Source organism: Pseudoalteromonas sp. S16_S37, assembly GCF_014694405.1.
GTDB lineage: Bacteria > Pseudomonadota > Gammaproteobacteria > Enterobacterales > Alteromonadaceae > Pseudoalteromonas.
The window spans coordinates 154,165-172,801 of the sequence record NZ_JAAUWV010000002.1; the positions used below are offsets into that span (position 1 = coordinate 154,165).

Annotated in this window: 17 protein-coding genes; 1 reads left to right on the plus strand and 16 read right to left on the minus strand. The window is 44.2% G+C overall.

Going from position 1 to position 18,637, the window contains the following annotated elements; all coding sequences use genetic code 11:
* The first annotated feature begins 70 nt into the window (after positions 1 to 70).
* A complete protein-coding gene (locus HC733_RS01685) occupies positions 71 to 577 on the plus strand; it encodes a DUF721 domain-containing protein (RefSeq protein ID WP_190363326.1) in 507 nt (168 codons plus the stop codon).
* Positions 578 to 602: 25 nt separating this feature from the next.
* Here HC733_RS01685 and lpxC read toward each other — a convergent pair whose 3' ends face one another.
* The 16 genes from lpxC to mraZ all read right to left on the minus strand — a co-directional run bounded on the left by lpxC (position 603) and on the right by mraZ (position 18,284).
* Entirely contained in the window at positions 603 to 1,514 is a 912-nt protein-coding gene (lpxC, locus tag HC733_RS01690) for a UDP-3-O-acyl-N-acetylglucosamine deacetylase (protein ID WP_190363327.1), read from the minus strand.
* Positions 1,515 to 1,599: 85 nt separating this feature from the next.
* Positions 1,600 to 2,841 (minus strand): cell division protein FtsZ, encoded by a 1,242-nt coding sequence (ftsZ, locus tag HC733_RS01695; protein ID WP_190363328.1) that lies wholly within the window; start codon positions 2,839 to 2,841, stop codon positions 1,600 to 1,602.
* Positions 2,842 to 2,862: 21 nt separating this feature from the next.
* Positions 2,863 to 4,095, minus strand: coding sequence for a cell division protein FtsA (gene ftsA, locus HC733_RS01700; protein WP_190363329.1), 1,233 nt, complete (start codon positions 4,093 to 4,095; stop codon positions 2,863 to 2,865).
* Positions 4,092 to 4,871: a cell division protein FtsQ/DivIB gene (locus HC733_RS01705; protein ID WP_190363330.1), complete on the minus strand. Its 780-nt coding sequence runs from the start codon at positions 4,869 to 4,871 to the stop codon at positions 4,092 to 4,094. Before HC733_RS01705 ends, ftsA begins: the two co-directional genes overlap by 4 nt.
* Position 4,872: 1 nt before the next feature.
* Positions 4,873 to 5,781, minus strand: coding sequence for a D-alanine--D-alanine ligase (locus HC733_RS01710; RefSeq protein ID WP_190363331.1), 909 nt, complete (start codon positions 5,779 to 5,781; stop codon positions 4,873 to 4,875).
* Positions 5,778 to 7,187, minus strand: coding sequence for a UDP-N-acetylmuramate--L-alanine ligase (murC, locus tag HC733_RS01715; RefSeq protein WP_190363401.1), 1,410 nt, complete (start codon positions 7,185 to 7,187; stop codon positions 5,778 to 5,780). Before murC ends, HC733_RS01710 begins: the two co-directional genes overlap by 4 nt.
* Before the next feature lie 51 nt (positions 7,188 to 7,238).
* The gene (gene murG, locus HC733_RS01720) at positions 7,239 to 8,309 is read right to left on the minus strand and encodes an undecaprenyldiphospho-muramoylpentapeptide beta-N-acetylglucosaminyltransferase (RefSeq protein WP_190363332.1); all 1,071 of its coding nucleotides are present in this window, start codon (positions 8,307 to 8,309) and stop codon (positions 7,239 to 7,241) included.
* A complete protein-coding gene (gene ftsW / locus HC733_RS01725; protein ID WP_190363333.1) occupies positions 8,306 to 9,493 on the minus strand; it encodes a cell division protein FtsW in 1,188 nt (395 codons plus the stop codon). Before ftsW ends, murG begins: the two co-directional genes overlap by 4 nt.
* Complete coding sequence (murD, locus tag HC733_RS01730) at positions 9,487 to 10,815, minus strand: UDP-N-acetylmuramoyl-L-alanine--D-glutamate ligase (RefSeq protein WP_190363334.1); 1,329 nt, start codon at positions 10,813 to 10,815, stop codon at positions 9,487 to 9,489. Before murD ends, ftsW begins: the two co-directional genes overlap by 7 nt.
* On the minus strand, positions 10,815 to 11,897 hold the full coding sequence (mraY, locus tag HC733_RS01735; RefSeq protein ID WP_190363335.1) for a phospho-N-acetylmuramoyl-pentapeptide-transferase: 1,083 nt from the start codon (positions 11,895 to 11,897) through the stop codon (positions 10,815 to 10,817). Before mraY ends, murD begins: the two co-directional genes overlap by 1 nt.
* Positions 11,891 to 13,282, minus strand: coding sequence for a UDP-N-acetylmuramoyl-tripeptide--D-alanyl-D-alanine ligase (locus HC733_RS01740; RefSeq protein ID WP_190363336.1), 1,392 nt, complete (start codon positions 13,280 to 13,282; stop codon positions 11,891 to 11,893). The genes mraY and HC733_RS01740 overlap by 7 nt, the downstream gene beginning before the upstream one ends.
* Positions 13,279 to 14,745 carry a UDP-N-acetylmuramoyl-L-alanyl-D-glutamate--2,6-diaminopimelate ligase gene (locus HC733_RS01745; protein ID WP_190363337.1) on the minus strand — a complete coding sequence of 489 codons (1,467 nt, stop codon included), beginning with the start codon at positions 14,743 to 14,745 and terminating at the stop codon, positions 13,279 to 13,281. The genes HC733_RS01740 and HC733_RS01745 overlap by 4 nt, the downstream gene beginning before the upstream one ends.
* Positions 14,735 to 16,546, minus strand: a complete 1,812-nt coding sequence (locus tag HC733_RS01750) for a peptidoglycan D,D-transpeptidase FtsI family protein (RefSeq protein ID WP_446727609.1) — start codon at positions 16,544 to 16,546, stop codon at positions 14,735 to 14,737. Before HC733_RS01750 ends, HC733_RS01745 begins: the two co-directional genes overlap by 11 nt.
* On the minus strand, positions 16,543 to 16,866 hold the full coding sequence (ftsL, locus tag HC733_RS01755) for a cell division protein FtsL (RefSeq protein ID WP_190363338.1): 324 nt from the start codon (positions 16,864 to 16,866) through the stop codon (positions 16,543 to 16,545). The genes HC733_RS01750 and ftsL overlap by 4 nt, the downstream gene beginning before the upstream one ends.
* Entirely contained in the window at positions 16,866 to 17,801 is a 936-nt protein-coding gene (gene rsmH / locus HC733_RS01760) for a 16S rRNA (cytosine(1402)-N(4))-methyltransferase RsmH (RefSeq protein WP_190363339.1), read from the minus strand. Before rsmH ends, ftsL begins: the two co-directional genes overlap by 1 nt.
* Positions 17,802 to 17,825: 24 nt before the next feature.
* Entirely contained in the window at positions 17,826 to 18,284 is a 459-nt protein-coding gene (gene mraZ, locus HC733_RS01765; RefSeq protein WP_190363340.1) for a division/cell wall cluster transcriptional repressor MraZ, read from the minus strand.
* Between the last annotated feature and the right edge of the window lie 353 nt (positions 18,285 to 18,637).

Consider the following 18,637-nt stretch of genomic DNA (forward strand, 5'->3'; position numbering starts at 1 on the left):
TAAAACTTCTGTTGTGTAACAGAGCAAGATATACTTTACATAGCTTCATCAATCAGGTTGTATACTATTTATGGCAAGAAACCGCTACGATCCAAAACAGCTCAATGAACTGATGGGTAAGTGGTCAGATAAGCTGCTCAATTACTCAGACAAATCAAAAAAGATGGCAGAACTGCAAGCCTGTTTAGAACGGGCAATAGGGCCTATTTTGAGTAAAAAGTCTCGTGTCGCCAATTACAGAGATGGTATTTTAATCATTGAGGCCGCCTCTGCGACGCTTGCAACTCGGCTGAATTACTTGAAAATGGATATACTCTCTCAGTTTCGCCAATCAGGTATGATAGACTGCTCTTTGGTAAAAATAACCACAAACCCTGAAGCACAACAGCGGCTCTCACCTAGTCACAATCCTAATGGGCGCTCCTCTCAAAACGAAGAACAAAGCGGTCGCATCATGAGCGAGCATACTGCAGCTCAGTTAAAAGAGCTGGCTAGCAACGCGCCACCCAGCTTACAAGCAAAACTGCTAAAACTTGCATCACACGCACAAAAATCAGCCAAAAAAAATGACGCTTAATGCGTCATTTTTTTTGTCTTTTATCTCAGGCCGTTACGACTTCAAGTCCAGGTGCAGGCATCGCCACAGGCTCATCGAATGTAGCCCATTCCCACGCTGGCTCAGTAGCCATAATTTTACGAAGCAAAGCATTATTCAAGCCATGCCCAGATTTGTAGCAAGTGATCTTACCTAGAATGTTGTGACCCGCCATAAACATGTCACCCACACAGTCTAAGATCTTGTGCTTAACAAACTCATCGTCGTAACGCAGACCATTTGGATTCAACACTTTATAATCATCTAATACAACTGCATTATCCATACTACCGCCTAAAGCTAAGTTGTTGGCATGCATGTATTCAATGTCTTTCATAAAGCCAAAAGTTCTTGCACGGCTGATCTGCTCTGTAAAGCTCTGTGTTGTAATATCCAACGCAATGCGCTGGCGACTATCATTAATCGCAGGGTGATCGAAGGCAATTTCAAAATCGATATGAAAACCATCATACGGAGTAATTTCTGCCCACTTATCACCGTCTTCAACGCGCACTTTTTCTTTAATGCGGATGAAACGCTTGGCAACGTTTTGTTCTTTAATCCCGCCTTTTTGCAATAAATAAATGAATGGTAATGCACTCCCATCCATAATCGGCACCTCTGCGCTATTAAGCTCAACAATAAGGTTATCAATCCCCATTGCAGCTACAGCGGCAATTAAGTGCTCAGTGGTCGAAAGACGAATACCATCTTTGTTAGTTAAACAAGTACACAATTGCGTATCACCAACAGCTTCTGGCGTAGTTTCAAAATCGACGACTGGATCAAGATCCACACGACGAAACACCACCCCGGTGTTTTCGCTCGCAGGTCGGAGAGTGATCGTGACCTTTTCGCCCTTATGAAGCCCTACACCCGTTGCTTTTACAACTTCGGCAATTGTACGTTGTCTAATCATAGCTTCGCCCACTTTTATTACACATAGACGGCGGATTGTATCACAGATACGACCTGCTGCCAATTGTTTAATCTATAACCAGATGTTAATCTGATTGCTTGCGCAAAAACGCTGGAATATCAAAGTAATTATCTTTATCTTTATCCGCTTCTTTGCTGCTCTTTTTAGCTGTCTCAGAACTTGCACCTTGCGATTTACTAGATGCAGAGCTTGTATTAGAAACAGTTTCTTGGCTTACTTCTGTTTGCGGTTGTGTAAAACTTGGTACAAACATGCCTGCCGATTGCGTACTCTCTTGACTTGCAGTGCCAGCATCAGAACCAACCACTTTCTTGAAACCATTATCCACAATGCCAAATTGAGGGCGTCGCTCACCGCCTAGACCTGTAGCTACAACAGTTACACGTAGCTCGTCACTCATTTCTGGGTCAATAACAGCACCTACGACAACCGTCGCGTTTTCGGATGCAAGTGCTTTAACATGGTTACCAACAATCTCAAATTCTTCAATGGTAATATCCATACCAGCTGTGATATTGACCAAGATCCCCTTAGCACCTGTTAAATCCACATCTTCTAACAACGGGCTAGAGATTGCTGCTTCCGCCGCTTCTTGAGCTCTATCCGGACCCGATGCTGAGGCGGTTCCCATCATGGCAGTGCCCATCGCCGACATCACTGTTCTTACGTCAGCAAAGTCAACATTGATCAAACCTGAGCGCGTAATTAGCTCTGCAATACCTTGTACCGCGCCAAATAACACATCATTTGCTTTTGCAAACGCATCTAGAAGTGTAGTGCCTTTACCCAATACTTTAAGTAATTTGTTGTTGGGAATTGTAATAAGTGAATCTACAATTTCTGACAATTCGCCAATCCCCTGATCAGCCGCAGCCATACGTTTTTTCCCCTCCAAATCAAATGGACGGGTAACTACTGCAACAGTTAGAATACCAAGTTCTTTAGCGACACGTGCAACAACCGGCGCAGCACCTGTACCAGTACCGCCCCCCATACCTGCAGCAATAAACACCATATCAGCGCCTTCAAGGGCAGTTCTAATGGCCTCGATATCTTCCTCTGCAGACTTACGCCCTACTTCTGGGTTTGCGCCTGCACCAAGACCTGAAGTGATCTGCGTGCCTAATTGCACAGTTACATCTGCAGAAGACTTACGAAGTGCCTGCGCATCTGTATTAGCTGCAATAAAACGCACACCTTCAATTTCTTGTTTCACCATGTGTTCAACGGCATTACCACCACCGCCACCAACACCGATGACTTTAATTACAGCTTCTTCGTTGTGCTGTTCCATAATATCAAACATCTTTCACTCTCCGACTTGAGCTTAAAACTCGCCTTGGAACCATTTTGCAATGCGGCTCCACCAGCTTCCTTCCGACTCTGCTTTCGACTTTTGTGCATTCATCGATTGCAGTGTTCGGCCATATTGTAACAAACCTACAGCAGTTGCATATGCAGGATCGTCAACATAATCAGTTAAACCAGTTATGCCAATAGGCTTACCTATTCTCACTGGCATTTGACAAATATCTTCTGCGACCTCTAAAGCGCCAGCCATTTTAGCGCTACCACCGGTAATCACCAAACCAGCTGCGATTTGATCTTCAAAGCCTGAGCGGCGAATTTCTTCAAGCGCCAACTCTAATAATTCTCTATAACGTGGCTCAACCACCTCAGACAAAGTATGTCTCGACATCAAACGTGCTGGTCGTCCACCTACACTTGGTACTTCTATGGTGTCTTCACTGCTGGCCATTTGACTACTTGCGCACGCATATTGCACTTTTAACGATTCTGCATGAGAAATAGGGGTGCGGAATATTTTTGCAATATCTCCCGTCACTTGATTGCCTGCAACTGGGATCACCGCAGAATGACGCACGGCACCATTTAGATAAATTGCGATATCCATGGTCCCACCACCAATATCTACAACAGCTACCCCTAGTTCTTTCTCATCATCTGTGAGCACAGAATAACAAGAAGCCAACGCGCTAAAAGTTAATTGGTCTACTTGTAAGCCACATCGTTCAACACATTTCTCTAGGTTTTTAGCCATATCATTTGAGCATGTGATGATATGCGCTTTTGCTTCCATACGAACGCCGCTCATACCTAAAGGGTTTTTGATCCCCTCTTGCATATCGATGCTATATTCTTGTGGCAACGAATGAAGCATTTTACGCTCTGCTGAAATAGGTACTGAACGCGCAATATGGATGACATTCGCAATATCATCGTCACTCACTTCTGCATTGTTAATTGCAACGACACCACTTTCGTTCTGACACTGAATATGTTTGCCTGAAATACCTAAGTAAACTGAGCTGATCCGACAATCTGCCATCAGCTCAGCTTCATCGATCGCACGACGAATAGATTCAGAGACAAGGTTAAGGTCATTAACGCCACCTTTATCCATACCATGAGACACTTGGTTTCCCACGCCCACAATACTAAGTTGATTGTCCGCGGTGATTTCTCCTACGGTTGCAACCACTTTTGAAGTCCCTACATCCAACCCGATTACCAGGTTTCTTTCTGCTGACTTGGTCATGCTTCACTCTTACTTTGTTGTTCTTGTACTTGCGGATATTTCCAGCTAATTGCCAGTCCCGTATCATAACGTAGGTCTATCACATCAATCGCAGCCCCATCTGGTGCCTGCATTTTTGGATAAACATCAATAAATCTTTGTACTCGCTTAGCTATTTTCTCTCGCCCTAGATTTAGGCGAATGCCACTATCTAGCCATAGTTGCCAAGCAAAACGCTCTGAGAGCGCTAAACTCACAAGCTTAAAGTCATTCACTTTGAGCATGTCTTTAAACTGCAAAAATGTTTGCCACGCTTCTTGCTCACTGCCCTCAGGGCCGTATAGCTGCGGAAGCTCAGCACTGAGTAACTCACTTTGAGCTTGAAAAACATCTCCCTGCTGGTTTAGCAATAAATCACTATTCCAAATTGCAACGGGTTTATGTTCAACCACATATACCTGCAGCTGATCAGGCCATTGCTTACGTACAGAGACATGCGCGACCCAAGGTAATGCCTGCACTTTGCTATGCACCGACTTAACATCCAACTCAAAGTAGCTACTTAAGTCTACTTCTTTTATCGCCGCTATAATATCCGTTTCTTTTGTATAATATGGCTTACCAAGTACAGTTAACTGCTTGATTTGCGCGTCTTTATGCTCAACCAGCCAATCACTAACCCAGTAGGTTCCACGCACGACGCTGACCATAACAAACACGAAAAAGCTCGCACCTAAAATCAACGACCAATTAAGGCGTTGGTTTAGTTTTTGGGCTTTTTCGAAAAGTGCACGCATCTTAAAGGGTTTGCTCCAAAATACGAACAACTAATTGTTCAAAACTTATGCCTTGCGCCTTCGCAGCCATTGGGACTAAAGATTTCTCTGTCATCCCAGGAACTGTGTTGACTTCAAGTAAATAAAACTGACCATTTTCGTCTTGCATTGCATCCACGCGTCCCCAACCTTTAGCCCCAACTAAATCAAAAGCATGTTTCGCCATTACCTGTAGTTGCGACGTATACGCTTGAGATATATCAGCAGGGCAGAAGTACTGAGTGCTATTTACTTGATACTTTGCCTCGTAGTCATAAAACCCTCGAGGCGTTCTCATTTCAATTACTGGCAACGCTTCGTCTGCGAGCATTGCCACCGTAAATTCGCGGCCCGTGATCCACTGTTCAACTAATACATGTTCATCAAATTTGAATGCATTATTTAACGCATCAGTGAGCTCTTGAGCTGTGCTTGCCTGCGCCATACCAATGCTTGAACCTTCATGAGAAGGTTTCACCATCACTTTACCAAATTCGCTAATAATGGCTTGGGCATTAAAGCCTAGGTTGGCATCTACCACGGTGTAAGGTGCGGTGCTCAGTTTTGCCGATTGAAAAAGGTGCTTACAGCGCACTTTATCCATCGCCAATGCACTGCCTAGTACGCCGCTACCGGTATAAGGTATCCCCATATACTCAAGGGCACCTTGTATTGTGCCATCTTCACCACCACGACCATGCAACGCGATAAAAACACGTTCAATTGCTAAACCTTTTAATTCCCATAGATTTCTTTGAGCCGGATCGAACGCAATCGCGTCTACACCAGCACTTTGCAAAGCATTTAAGACAGCTGCACCAGATTTAAGAGAAACTTCACGCTCAGCAGAACTACCGCCTAATAAAACTGCTACTTTACCAAACTGATTCATGCGTCACCTTGCTGTAATGCTGCTAGCGACATGTTACTGGCAGCCAATTGTTTAACGATTTGACCTATGTTGCCCGCCCCTTGAGTAATAACAAGGTCGTTATCTTGCATAGTTTCTGCAAGTACCAAAGACAGCTCACTATGATCAGCGACATGAATTGGCTCAATTCCGCGCTGTCTTAAACTGCGGCATAGACTTTTGCTATCAGCACCAACAATCGGCGCCTCTCCTGCACTGTATACATCTAACAAAATAAGTTGATCAACTTCAGATAATACTTTCACGAAATCTTCATAGAGATCCCGAGTACGCGTGTAACGATGAGGTTGATAAACCATGACCAAACGTTTGTCAGGCCACCCGGCGCGGGCAGCTTGAATTGTTACCGCCACTTCAGAAGGATGATGACCATAATCATCAACCAACATGACTTTGCCACGCTCATTTTCAAATTCACCATAATGTTGAAAACGTCTACCTATGCCCTCAAACTGTTCTAAGGCGGCTAAAATGGCAATATTATCAATATTGTGATCCTTAGCTACAGCAATAGCAGCTGTCGCATTGAGCGCATTGTGTTTACCCGGCATGTTGAGCTTAACGGCTATTGCCTCACCTTTTTTGGTAACCACAGTAAACTCACTGCTGTTTACCGTTTGTTTAAAATCTTGCAGTCGATAGTCTGCTTGCTGCGATTCACCGTAAGTAATGGTTGGACGTGCAAAACGCGGGATCAGATCAGAGGCCACTTGTGAGTCAATGCACACCACAGCCAAACCATAAAAAGGCAGATTGTGAATGAAGTCTACATAAGTATCCTTCATTTTTTCAAAATCCCCCTCGTAGGTATCCATATGATCTGCTTCAATGTTTGTAATAACCGAGACCATTGGTTGTAAATGTAAGAATGAAGCATCACTCTCATCCGCTTCAGCAATCAGTACATCTCCAGTGCCTAATCTGGCATTGGTTCCAGCACTGTTCAACAAGCCACCAATAACGAAGGTTGGATCTAGCTGAGCTTGAGCAAAAATACAGGCAATCAAACTTGTAGTTGTGGTTTTACCATGGGTACCGGCAATTGCGATGCCATGGCGAAAACGCATCAATTCGGCCAACATTTCCGCGCGTCTAACAATTGGTATGCGCGCGGCTTTAGCCGCTTTTATTTCAGGATTTTGTTGATCTATCGCACTAGATACAACCACCACGTTAGCATCTTTGATATTGTTTTCATGGTGACCGATAAATATTTCTGCACCCGCTTTTAATAACCGTTCTGTCATCGCATTATTGGCAATATCAGACCCTGTGATCCGATATCCTTCATATGCTAAAACTTCCGCTATGCCGCCCATACCAGCGCCACCAATACCAATAAAATGTATGGTGTTTATTCTTCTCATAGCTCGACGATTAGTGGTCTCTTTCACGCGTTACTCTTTTATATCTAATATTCAAATTGGTGAGCTTAGTTGCTCACATACTTTTGCGACATTCGCCGTAGCTTCTAACTTTGCATACTGCTTAGCTCGTGTTGCCAATTGCATGATCTGCTCTGGCTCCTGTAAATAAGGGAGTAGCAGTTCGTACAGTGTTTGTTCGTTAAACTTATCTTGTGGCAACAGTAATGCCGCTTTTTCATTTACCAAATATCCTGCATTAGCCGTTTGATGATCATCAACTGCATGTGGATATGGCACAAACACCGCCATTTTACCTGCGGCCGCTATTTCACTCACAGTCAATGCGCCTGCACGACAAATAACAATATCAGCCCAATCATAAGCGGCATCCATATCATCGATAAACTCAACAACTGACGCCTCAAGGTCAACCGCAGCATAGTCTGCTTGTAATTGCGCTTTGTGGCCCTTGCCGCTTTGATGACGTATAGCTAACGGCAAAGATGTATCTTTACTTAACAAAGCAAATGCCTTGGGAAGCGTATCATTGAGTACCTTGGCACCCAGTGAACCACCAACAACCAAGCAGTTTACCTGTTGCTCTGCCCGTTTTGGCATTAGGCGAGCCACCGAATGTCTTATCGGATTGCCCACCACTTGCGTTTTATCATTAATAAATGCGCTGGGAAAGGCAGCCAGTACCTTATTTGCTATTTTAGCCAGTAACTTGTTACTCAAACCTGCTACGGCATTTTGCTCATGGATCACCAATGGCGTTCCCGTTAGCTTTGCAGCAATACCAACAGGACCAGTGACATAGCCCCCCATAGCTAATACAACATCTGGGCGGCGGCTTTTTATGAGCGATCGGGCCGTAATAATGGCTTTCAAGACCATAAAGGGCGCTTTAACAAGTCGCTTAATACCATTACCACGTACCCCTTGGACATCGATAAAATCAATATCAAAACCGTTTTTTGGTACGACTTGAGCTTCCATTCTATCTGCAGTGCCAACCCAAGACACTTGCCAACCTTGTGCCTTAAGTTCATTTGCAACCGCAATACCAGGAAAAATGTGTCCGCCAGTACCTCCGGCAACCACCATTAAACGCTTCGTCATCGCCGACCTCCTCGAGAATTACTTCGAGAAGTAGCTTGTTTAGTTGCCATTTTGGTTTCAAAGTCCACACGCTGTAGCACACCTGCTGCAACTATCATCACAAGTAAACTTGAACCACCATACGAGACAAACGGCAACGTTAACCCTTTGGTTGGCAAAATACCTGCGCTTGCGCCAATGTTAACCATGGTCTGAAAGGCAAACCAAATACCAATAGCAAAGGCAAAATAGCCCTCATATTCTTTGCCGCATTTCAGCGCTCGCTGTCCGATTAACAATGCTCTAAAAACCAATGTACCTAGCAACATAATGATGCTTACTACACCAACAAAACCAAGTTCTTCGGCGATTACTGCAAAAATAAAGTCATTGTGAGCTTCAGGTAAATACTGCAGTTTTTGCACGCTATTACCTAAACCTTGCCCAAACCAGCCGCCCTGACCATACGCCATCAGAGACTGAACCAGCTGATAGCCTTTGCCAAATGGGTCGTCCCAAGGCTCCAAAAAGCCAACAACACGCGCCATACGATAAGGTTCGAAAATGATCAGCAGCACAACCAGCAAAATACCGGTGAGGATCAATGCAAAAAACTGCCATAGTTTTGCGCCCGCCAAAAATAGTAACCCAACGGTAGTCACAAACATCACCACAACAGTACCTAAGTCAGGTTGCATCAAAATTAAAAAAGCATACACAGCAAATACCGCAATAGGCTTAGCAAAACCTTTTAAGTTCTCTTGTACTTCCTCTCGTTTACGCACCAAATAACCTGCGATGTAACTAAAGAAAAACAATTTAGCAAGCTCCGCCGCTTGAATTCCCACAGGCCCAACAGGGATCCAGCGCTTAGAGCCATTCACTTCACGTCCAATCACCAGTACTAACACTAAAAGGCCCAATCCAAACAACAACAGATAAGGATTACAGCGTTTCCACCAAGACATTGGCGCACTTGTGCTAACCCAAAAAAGCACAAAACCCATGCATAGAAACGCCGCATGGCGAATAGTGATGTGATATGGGTTGTTAAACAACCTTTCTGCCACTGGCATAGAAGCACTTGTTACCATCACAAATCCAACACCGAGCAAACACAGCATGGCGTAAAGCAAAGGCACGTCGTACAGCGCATTTGATTGCCTAACGTTAAAGTTCAGCCTTAGCTGTGACAAGGCTAGCATTGTGTGATCTCATCTACTAGTCGGCAAAACTCTTCACCTCTTGCCATATAATTTGGATACATATCAATGCTTGCACATGCTGGTGCTAACAAAATGCAATCTCCATTACTTGCTATGGCCTGAGCCTGTTTAACCGCATCCTCTAAAGTTGATACAAGGTGGCTATTGCGATGCAAAGATAAAAATAACGAGCCATCTTTACCAAAACCGTAAATGGCCTTGCAATACTTAGCCATCGGCTCTGCAAGCGGGGTAAGATCGGCATCTTTTGCGTCTCCCCCTACGATTAAAATTATCTTGCCATGGGCCGTAGATAAACTCTCCAAGGCAGCGACAGTAGCACCTACATTGGTCGCTTTTGAGTCATTAAAATACTTAATACCGTGATAATCGGCTACCAACTGACAACGATGAGGTAAACCCTTAAACTGAGAAAATGCGCTTGCAAAAGCCTTAACAGGCAGTGAGATTGGCGCCAATAAAGCCATCACCGCCAACGCGTTAAATTGGTTATGTTTACCTTCAATAGCCATAATAGATACTGGCAATAAAGGTTTTCCATATGCACTGAAGTATTGTTCGCCCTGATGCAGCATCAACTGATAGTCAGCATCGCTCAAGCCAACACTCACTCCTTGCTGAGCGCTACAAAAGGTATTTGCATCTGAAGCGTTGTACACTAAATGCTCGGTATGCTTGTAAATACGCTGTTTCGCGGCGCAATACGCTGCAAAGTCTGGGTAGCGATCCATATGATCTTCAGTAATATTTAAGATCATTGCACTGGTGCAATACAAGCTGTGTGTGGTCTCTAATTGAAAACTAGAGAGTTCTAACACAAACACATCATAGTCCTTGCCAAGCAAGTCCAATACCGCAGTACCAATGTTACCACCAAGCCCTACCTTCATGCCCGCCGCGCTAAGCACCTCAGCTGCCAAAGTTACTACTGTAGATTTACCGTTTGACCCTGTAACAGCAATCACCGGCTTGTTATTTAATCTGGCAAACAGTTCAATATCACCGATCACTTCAACACCATCGGCTATTGCCTTAGCAACGCTTACTTCATATAAAGCGATTCCTGGGCTGATAATGATCATGTCAGCGACTGATAGGCTCGCCTCTGCAAGAGAGCCAAACACGGCCTCACATTCGGGCACATTGTCTGCTAACCATTGCGCACCTGGTGGCACTGGACGGCTATCGACAATTCGCGGCACTATATTATGAGATAACAAAAAGCGTACAATGCCTAGACCAGTGACACCCAGTCCAAGCACAGTTATCTTTTTGTTTTTTAACTCGTTTAAATACTGCATTACCTAATCTTCAATGTTGCCAAACCAGCTAGGACTAAAACGACAGAGATGATCCAAAAGCGCACTATCACTCTAGGTTCAGGCCAACCTTTTAATTCATAATGGTGGTGAATTGGCGCCATACGGAAAATACGTTGACCGCGCAGTTTGTATGACCCCACTTGCAAGATCACAGAGAGTGCTTCCATAACAAAAACCCCGCCCATAATCACCAATACTAATTCTTGACGCACTAAAATCGCGATGATCCCAAGTGCGCCACCGAGCGCCAGCGATCCAACATCCCCCATAAAAACCTGTGCCGGATAAGTGTTAAACCATAAAAATCCCAGTCCCGCGCCAACAATGGCAGTACAAACAACAACGAGTTCACTCGCCAGTGGGATATGTGGAATATGTAAGTAGCTTGAAAAGTTCACATTACCAGTTAAATAAGCAATGATAGCCAGTGCAGATGCCACCAAAATAGTGGGCACAATGGCCAAACCATCCAAGCCATCGGTTAGGTTTACCGCGTTAGACGTACCTACAATCACGAAGTAGCACATCACCAAATAGAACAATCCTAACTGAGGCATAACCTCTTTCAAAAATGGTACAACCAGCGTTGTTTCTGCCGCGGAATTAGAGGTAAAGTACATAAAACTGGCCACTGATATAGCGATAACTGACTGCCAAAAATACTTCCAACGTGCAATTAACCCTTTACTGTCTTTGCGAATAACTTTGCGATAATCGTCAATAAATCCCACTATGCCAAGGCTGCCAACCACAAAAAGCGTTACCCACACATATTTGTTATCTAGGTCTCCCCACATCAAAGTGCTGGTAAAAATAGAGGCTAAGATCAGTAACCCACCCATGGTCGGAGTTCCTGACTTAGATAAATGTGACTGAGGTCCATCATCGCGCACCGTTTGTCCGATTTGCATTTTCTGCAATGCGCGTATCAATTTAGGCCCAAAGTATAAAGAAATAAACAGTGCCGTCAGGATCCCCAAAATAGCTCTTAAAGTAAGATAAGAGAAAACATTAAAACCACTGTAATATTGCGTTAAATATTCCGCTAACCAAACTAACATTTTGAGGCCTCATCAGCGCCAGACGAATGGCTACTGCTCACTAAATCTTCAACTAATAATTCCATACGTGAGCTGCGAGAGCCCTTAACAAGCACAGTGCATACTCCATTCTGTGCCTTTAGTTCATTTTGCAAAGCTTTTAGCAAGTGCTCTCGGGTCGAAAAGTGTCGTTCTGGTTTAGCAAACACATCACTGCTATAGCGACTAAGTACCCCAAGAGAAAACAAAGCATCAACCCCTTTTTGCTGCGCGTATTCACCTACTTCTTGATGATATTCTCTCGCCTGCTCACCAAGCTCCCCCATATCACCTAAAGCCAAGATGCGATAACCTGGCATGCTCATCAACAGATCGATACCAGCCTTTACCGAACGTACATTGGCATTGTAGGTGTCATCAATGACATTCAAGTTAGCATTAGCTTTAATTAAATTTACTCGGCCTTTAACTGGTGCCATGCTTTCCAACCCAGAAGCAATATCGCTGAGCGTTGCACCTAACTCGCTGGTAAGCGCTGTAGCAATAATGGCATTAGTGACATTATGCTCCCCCGGAAGCGCCAGTCGTACAGGCACTTTTTCCTCTTGAGTACATAACATAAAGCTTGCATGTGCGGTGTCACTCAAACTGATGTCTTCTGCCCACACATCTAGCTTTTGCTTGGTAGAAAAACGCTTAGTTCTCACGTCGTGAAGAGCACTTTGCCACATACCTACAAATTCACAATCGCAGTTTAAAACTGCCATGCCACCACTTTTCAGCCCAGAAAAAATCTCGCCTTTGGCTTGTCCAACCCCTTCTATCGAGCCAAATCCTTCAATATGTGCAGGAGCTACGTTGCATACTACAGCGACATCAGGGCTGGTTAATTTTGTGGTGTAGGCTATCTCACCAATATGATTTGCGCCCAGCTCAATGACGGCAAATTCATCATCTTCTTGCAAACGTAATAAAGTTAATGGCACACCAATGTCATTGTTAAAATTACCTTTAGTAGCAAGTACTTTACCTTTACGAGCCAAAATTGCGGCACACATTTCTTTGACCGTGGTTTTACCCACACTACCTGTGATAGCAATGGTCTTCGGTGCCACCTTGTCAATCACTGCTTTGCCTATTTTACCAAGCGCGATACGCGTGTCTTTCACAACAAGTTGTGTAATATCACATGCGACAGGCGTATCAACAATCACAGCGATGGCGCCTTTCTCTTTTGCTTGAGCAACAAACTGGTGACCATCAAAGTTAGGTCCTCGCAAAGCAACAAACACCTCGTTATTTGTTATTGTTCGAGTGTCTGTATTGACATTGGCTATTGCCAAGTTTTCCCCATTTAAAGGAGTACCAAGTACCGCTGCAAGCCAAGCTAAATCTGCTTTGATCATGCACTTACCTCCTGCAAAACTGTTTCAACAAAGCGCCTATCACAAAAAGACAGACGCTTATCTCCGATAATTTGATAGTCTTCATGACCTTTACCCGCAATGAGCACTACCGCGTTTTTAGGTGCATGCTCAATGGCGTAACGGATCGCTTGCGCTCTATCAATTTTGCACACAGCATACTCGGGGTTGCTGAGTCCAGCCTTAACATCATCAATAATATTTTGTGGATCTTCACTGCGCGGATTATCACTGGTGATCACAAGCAAATCAGCATTGCGCTCAGCCGCTTGCGCCATTAAAGGGCGCTTGCCTTTATCTCTGTCTCCACCACAACCAAATACACAAACAACATTGCCAGGCACATGTTGCTGTAGTGCTTGCAGGGCCAGCTCTAGCGCTTCTGGGGTGTGAGCATAATCAACAACACAAGTTGGTTTATTGGGTGCACTGAAGGCTTGCATACGCCCCGCCACAGGTTCTAGATGTTCAGCGGCATTAAGCAATATTGTAAATGCATACCCTTGAGTTAAAAGAGTTGCTAACGCGGCAGCCAGGTTATATACATTGAACAAACCAAACAATGGTGTGTTTAACTGCCCTTGTCCCCAGCTGCTTTCTATCGTCACTGTCATGCCATGTTGATCACACTGCACCTCATCAAACCAAAGGTATTTTTCAAAGGTATGTTGAAGAGGTTTTTTACCATACACAACGAGGTTGTCGAAATGGTATGTATTTAACCATTGCAAAGCATACGCATCATCAATGTTCAGCACGCTGTATTGAGGCTTATATTTTTGGAACAAGGTGAGTTTTGCTAGTGCATATTGCGCCATGTCCCCGTGATAATCTAAATGATCACGCGATAAGTTAGTAAATACGGCCACATCAAAGTGGGTTTCATCTAAACGCCCTTGCACTAGCCCATGAGAAGACACTTCCATGGCCACCAGTTTGTTATGTTCATTTAACTCAGCAAGAATACGCTGCAAATCAACATTTGATGGCGTTGTGTTGGCAAGTTCCGTCAATTGATTGGGATGACCATACCCTAACGTGCCAATCACAGCAGAGGGTGTGCCACAGTACTGTGCTAAATTAGCAATCATGGTGGTAGTAGTCGATTTGCCATTAGTGCCCGTAACACCAATGGTCGCTATTTTCTTACTTGGATATTGGTAAAAAAGAGCGGCTATCTTTGCAGCGTTTTCACTTAACTGAGGTACTGCAACAAAAAGTGGATTAGTTGGACAAAGCTCGCTTTGCGCATCGATAAGAACACACACAGCACCCTTTTCGAGCGCAGCTAACGCATAATCCTCACCATTTTGTTGATGACCACGAATTGCAATAAATGCATCTCCAGCTTGTATCTGTCGGCTATCTACACGCAAATTGGCCACCGCTAGCGAGGCACAGTGAACACCCAATACTTTAAGAACAACGCTGATATCACGATTCATTGCCCGACTCCGAAATATAAGCAACACGGTCTTTATCAGGCGCTACGTTGAGAATGCGTAGCGCATTTGACATGATTTCGGCAAAAGCTGGACCTGAGGTGTGACCACCATAGTACACATCACCACCTGGCTCATTAACCATCACCACGACCGCTAAGCGTGGATCACTAACAGGGGCTACTCCGGCAAAATATCCCACGTATTCATCACCATATCCACCGGCTACCGCTTTCTCTGAGGTACCTGTTTTACCCGCAGCACGATACCCATCAACTTTTACATTTGCAGCCGTCCCACCTTTTTCAAATACCGATTCCATCATTTCTACAACGGCGCGCACATCTTCTTGTTTGAAAATGCGCTCCCCTGGTGGTGGTGTTTTTTGTTTTAAAATAGTGAGAGGCCGCAATACACCACCCGAACCAAATACTGAATAAAGACGTGCTATTTGCGCAGTACTGGCTGATACAGCATAACCGTAAGCCAAAGTCGCAATTTCAAAGTCTGACCAGCGACGGTTTGGGTAAAATAAGCCACTGCTCTCGCCAACCATCATGGTGCCAGTATCTTCACCAAAGCCCACTTTTTGGTACAAACCAACCATGTAATCTTTTGGCAGCATTTGACTAATTTTGGCAACCCCCATATTACTGGAGATCTTTAAAATTTCGCGCAACGTCATATCGCCATGATTGATGGTATCTTGAACTAGACTGCCCCCCAAACGCATCCAACCTGGATGTGTGTCAATAATAGAGTCTGCTTCTATCGCGCCATAATTAAGGCCAGCCAATATAGCTAAAGGCTTCAACGTGGAACCCGGTTCAAATAGATCCGTGATAGCGCGGTTGCGACGTTTGTAGGGTGCCGCATCACTCATATCATTTGGATTGAAGCTTGGGCTGTTAACCATCGCCAACACTTCACCCGTCTTAACATCAACCACCATCGCTGAGCCTGATGTTGCTTTATAACTGAGAACAGCACTTTTCAGCGCTCTATAAGCAATCGCTTGAATACGTAAGTCGATACTTAACTCAATATCTTCGGGCTCAACTCGCTGCTCTTCAGAGAGCACCTGAATTTCTCGTCCTCTGGCATCTTTGCGAACAGTACGTTTACCCTCAGCGCCAGTGAGTGCAGTTTCAAATAATCGCTCTATGCCTTCGATCCCTTTGCCATCAATATCTGTAAACCCAAGTACATGAGCTGTTACTTCACCACTGGGATAAAAACGCTTCGACTCATCAAGCAAATGAATACCGGACAATCTTAGCTGGCGAATGTAATTGGCAACCGCAGGCGTTACTTGGCGCTTTAAGTAAACAAAGCGTCGACTCGGATCATGGCGTAAACGGCTATCCACTTCCTCATTTTTTATTTGCAATACATCAGCAAGCTCACGCCACCGCAGTTCGTTTTCATACCAAGCTTGCTTGCGGCGGGTCATTTCGGTTTCGTTTTCAGCAAGCGCCTTGTAATCTTCGCCTTTTTTGCGTGCTTCTTTGAGTACCTTTTTGGCAATGGATTTATCGAGTGCTTTGGGATCAGCATAAACACTCACCACAGGTACGCTTACCGCAAGCTCTTTGCCGTTTCTGTCAAAGATCATGCCGCGTTGAACCGTTAGTTTTTCAACTCGAACGGTGCGTTTAGCATTTTCTTCTCGCGCTTTATCAGGCTCGATCACCTGTAAGTATGCGGCGCGAGCAACTAAGGTTAAAAACACCATCACTAACAACACACATACCAGTGCAAAACGCCAGGTGATAAGACTTGTTACTACTTTAGACTTGTTCACTGTAACACCACCACCTGTTCGTCTTTGCTGGTTGGGCGCTTCATGTTGAGCTGAGTTTTTGCTATCTCTTCAATGCGCGCATGCTGTGAATAAAACTCTTCTTCCACCAACAAGTAACGCCATTCTAAATCCAGCTCATCTCGCTGCTGTAATAACTCATCTTGAGCGATTAGCTGTTGGCGCGTTAAGTGCGTCACTTGTACAACAGCCAATGACGTGGCAAAAATCAACAGCAGCAAAAACACAGTAAGCTTGTTTGCAAACAAGCCCTGTATAATCTCTAAAAATAGTTTTGGCTGCCTATCGATGTTTTTGCTCATTACAGTTTTTGCGCCACCCTTAGTACCGAGCTTCTTGCTCTTGGATTTGCAGCAATTTCTTGCGCACTTGGTTTAATGGCTTTGCCCACTGCCTTTAACGTCAAGTTTTGTTTAAGTTGTGCATCCGTTAAAGGCAGACCTCTGGGCATCGCTTCTCCCTTACTCTGCTTCTTAATAAACTGCTTTACTATGCGATCTTCTAAAGAATGAAATGAGATCACCACTAAACGTCCACCGGGTTTTAATACTTCTAAAGACGCTTGTAATGCAGTTTGAATTTCTTCCAACTCACTATTGATATAAATACGAATAGCCTGAAATGTGCGTGTTGCAGGGTGTTTGTGTTTATCTTTTACAGGTACAGCTTCGTCTACCAAATCTGCAAGCTGTTTAGTTGTTGTGATCGGCGTGTGCGCACGCGTTTCAATTACTTTGTGAGCGATACGACGGCCGAACTTTTCTTCACCGTATTTTTTTATTACAAAGGTAATATCTTCAAGATCAGCCTCAGCTAACCATTGAGCTGCACTTCGCCCTGTTGTTGGGTCCATGCGCATATCAAGCGGACCATCATGCATAAAACTAAAACCACGCTGAGCATCGTCTAGCTGTGGTGATGACACCCCAATATCTAATAAAATACCGTCAACTTTGCCAAGCAAGCCAGCTTGCTGAGCAACTTCTTTAATATTTGAAAAGCGTGTGTGCGCAATCGAAAAGCGATCATCATCGGCAAACTTTTTGGCCGCTTCTATCGCTTGAGGATCTTGATCTATGGCTTGTAGGCGTCCTTGAGAATCTAAACGCGACAAAATTTGCCCCGAATGACCACCTCGACCAAATGTGCCATCTATGTATATGCCTTGCGGGTTGATAGCGAGTGCGTCTAACGTTTCTGCCATCAACACTGACACATGTTGAAATTGCGCCGTCATGCTCAAACTTTGCCTTACTTTCTGTTACAGCGAGAAATTATCAAGTTCTGGAGACGCTTCAAACTCGCCACTGCGCTCAAGCTCAGTATCAAGTTGCATCTGTTGATGCCAACGATCTTCATCCCAGATCTCAAACTTATTTAATAGCCCAACCAGCATGATCTTCTTATTCAACCCAGCATGAGTACGAAGAGAAGGTGCCAATAAAATACGGCCATTTTTATCAAGTTGATATTCAGTAGCGTGCCCCAACAACATACGCTGTAAACGTCTAGCTCTGGGGTTCATATTGGATAGTTTTTGTAAGCGAGCCTCTATCTCATGCCATTCGCTCAAAGGATAAAGCCATAGGCATGGTTCATTAATAGCAATAGTGCAGATCAGTTCACCGTGATCTTCAGACATGAGTTGCTGGCGGTACTTTGTCGGTACCGCAAAACGCCCTTTGTCATCTAAGCTCAGTGAGCTTGCACCTTTGAACATTAAAAAACCAACCTCAACCCCGCTTAGCGCTCAAGATCCAATTTGATCCACTAAAAACCACTTTTTACCACAATAGTACAGTCTAGGGCTTGACAGGCCTTTCTGTCAAGCAAATATCAGGATTGACATTGCTTTTGAGCCCAGAAAAAATGCGGGTTTAGCCAAAGTACATGAATTAGGTGGAAAAAAGTGGAGAGGGTCGAAAAACACGACTTCCTTACAGAATAATTACAGTTATTTATCAGCAAAGAAAATAAATAATTCTCAGTTAAAGCACTGTAGTAGCATAAAACAAAGGTTTAATATCTATGCAAATAAATACTAAAAAACTCCCAATTACTTGGCGTAAATAG

Coding starts and splice junctions, on each gene's coding strand:
- HC733_RS01710 (WP_190363331.1), bottom strand. CDS start 5,781: ATGAATCAGTTTGGTAAAGTAGCAGTTTTATTAGGCGGTAGTTCTGCT.
- lpxC (WP_190363327.1), bottom strand. CDS start 1,514: ATGATTAGACAACGTACAATTGCCGAAGTTGTAAAAGCAACGGGTGTA.
- ftsA (WP_190363329.1), bottom strand. CDS start 4,095: ATGACCAAGTCAGCAGAAAGAAACCTGGTAATCGGGTTGGATGTAGGG.
- ftsL (WP_190363338.1), bottom strand. CDS start 16,866: ATGAGCAAAAACATCGATAGGCAGCCAAAACTATTTTTAGAGATTATA.
- rsmH (WP_190363339.1), bottom strand. CDS start 17,801: ATGACGGCGCAATTTCAACATGTGTCAGTGTTGATGGCAGAAACGTTA.
- ftsW (WP_190363333.1), bottom strand. CDS start 9,493: ATGCTAGCCTTGTCACAGCTAAGGCTGAACTTTAACGTTAGGCAATCA.
- HC733_RS01745 (WP_190363337.1), bottom strand. CDS start 14,745: ATGAATCGTGATATCAGCGTTGTTCTTAAAGTATTGGGTGTTCACTGT.
- murC (WP_190363401.1), bottom strand. CDS start 7,187: ATGAGAAGAATAAACACCATACATTTTATTGGTATTGGTGGCGCTGGT.
- HC733_RS01685 (WP_190363326.1), top strand. CDS start 71: ATGGCAAGAAACCGCTACGATCCAAAACAGCTCAATGAACTGATGGGT.
- murD (WP_190363334.1), bottom strand. CDS start 10,815: ATGCAGTATTTAAACGAGTTAAAAAACAAAAAGATAACTGTGCTTGGA.
- HC733_RS01740 (WP_190363336.1), bottom strand. CDS start 13,282: ATGATCAAAGCAGATTTAGCTTGGCTTGCAGCGGTACTTGGTACTCCT.
- murG (WP_190363332.1), bottom strand. CDS start 8,309: ATGACGAAGCGTTTAATGGTGGTTGCCGGAGGTACTGGCGGACACATT.
- HC733_RS01705 (WP_190363330.1), bottom strand. CDS start 4,871: ATGCGTGCACTTTTCGAAAAAGCCCAAAAACTAAACCAACGCCTTAAT.
- mraZ (WP_190363340.1), bottom strand. CDS start 18,284: ATGTTCAAAGGTGCAAGCTCACTGAGCTTAGATGACAAAGGGCGTTTT.
- mraY (WP_190363335.1), bottom strand. CDS start 11,897: ATGTTAGTTTGGTTAGCGGAATATTTAACGCAATATTACAGTGGTTTT.
- ftsZ (WP_190363328.1), bottom strand. CDS start 2,841: ATGTTTGATATTATGGAACAGCACAACGAAGAAGCTGTAATTAAAGTC.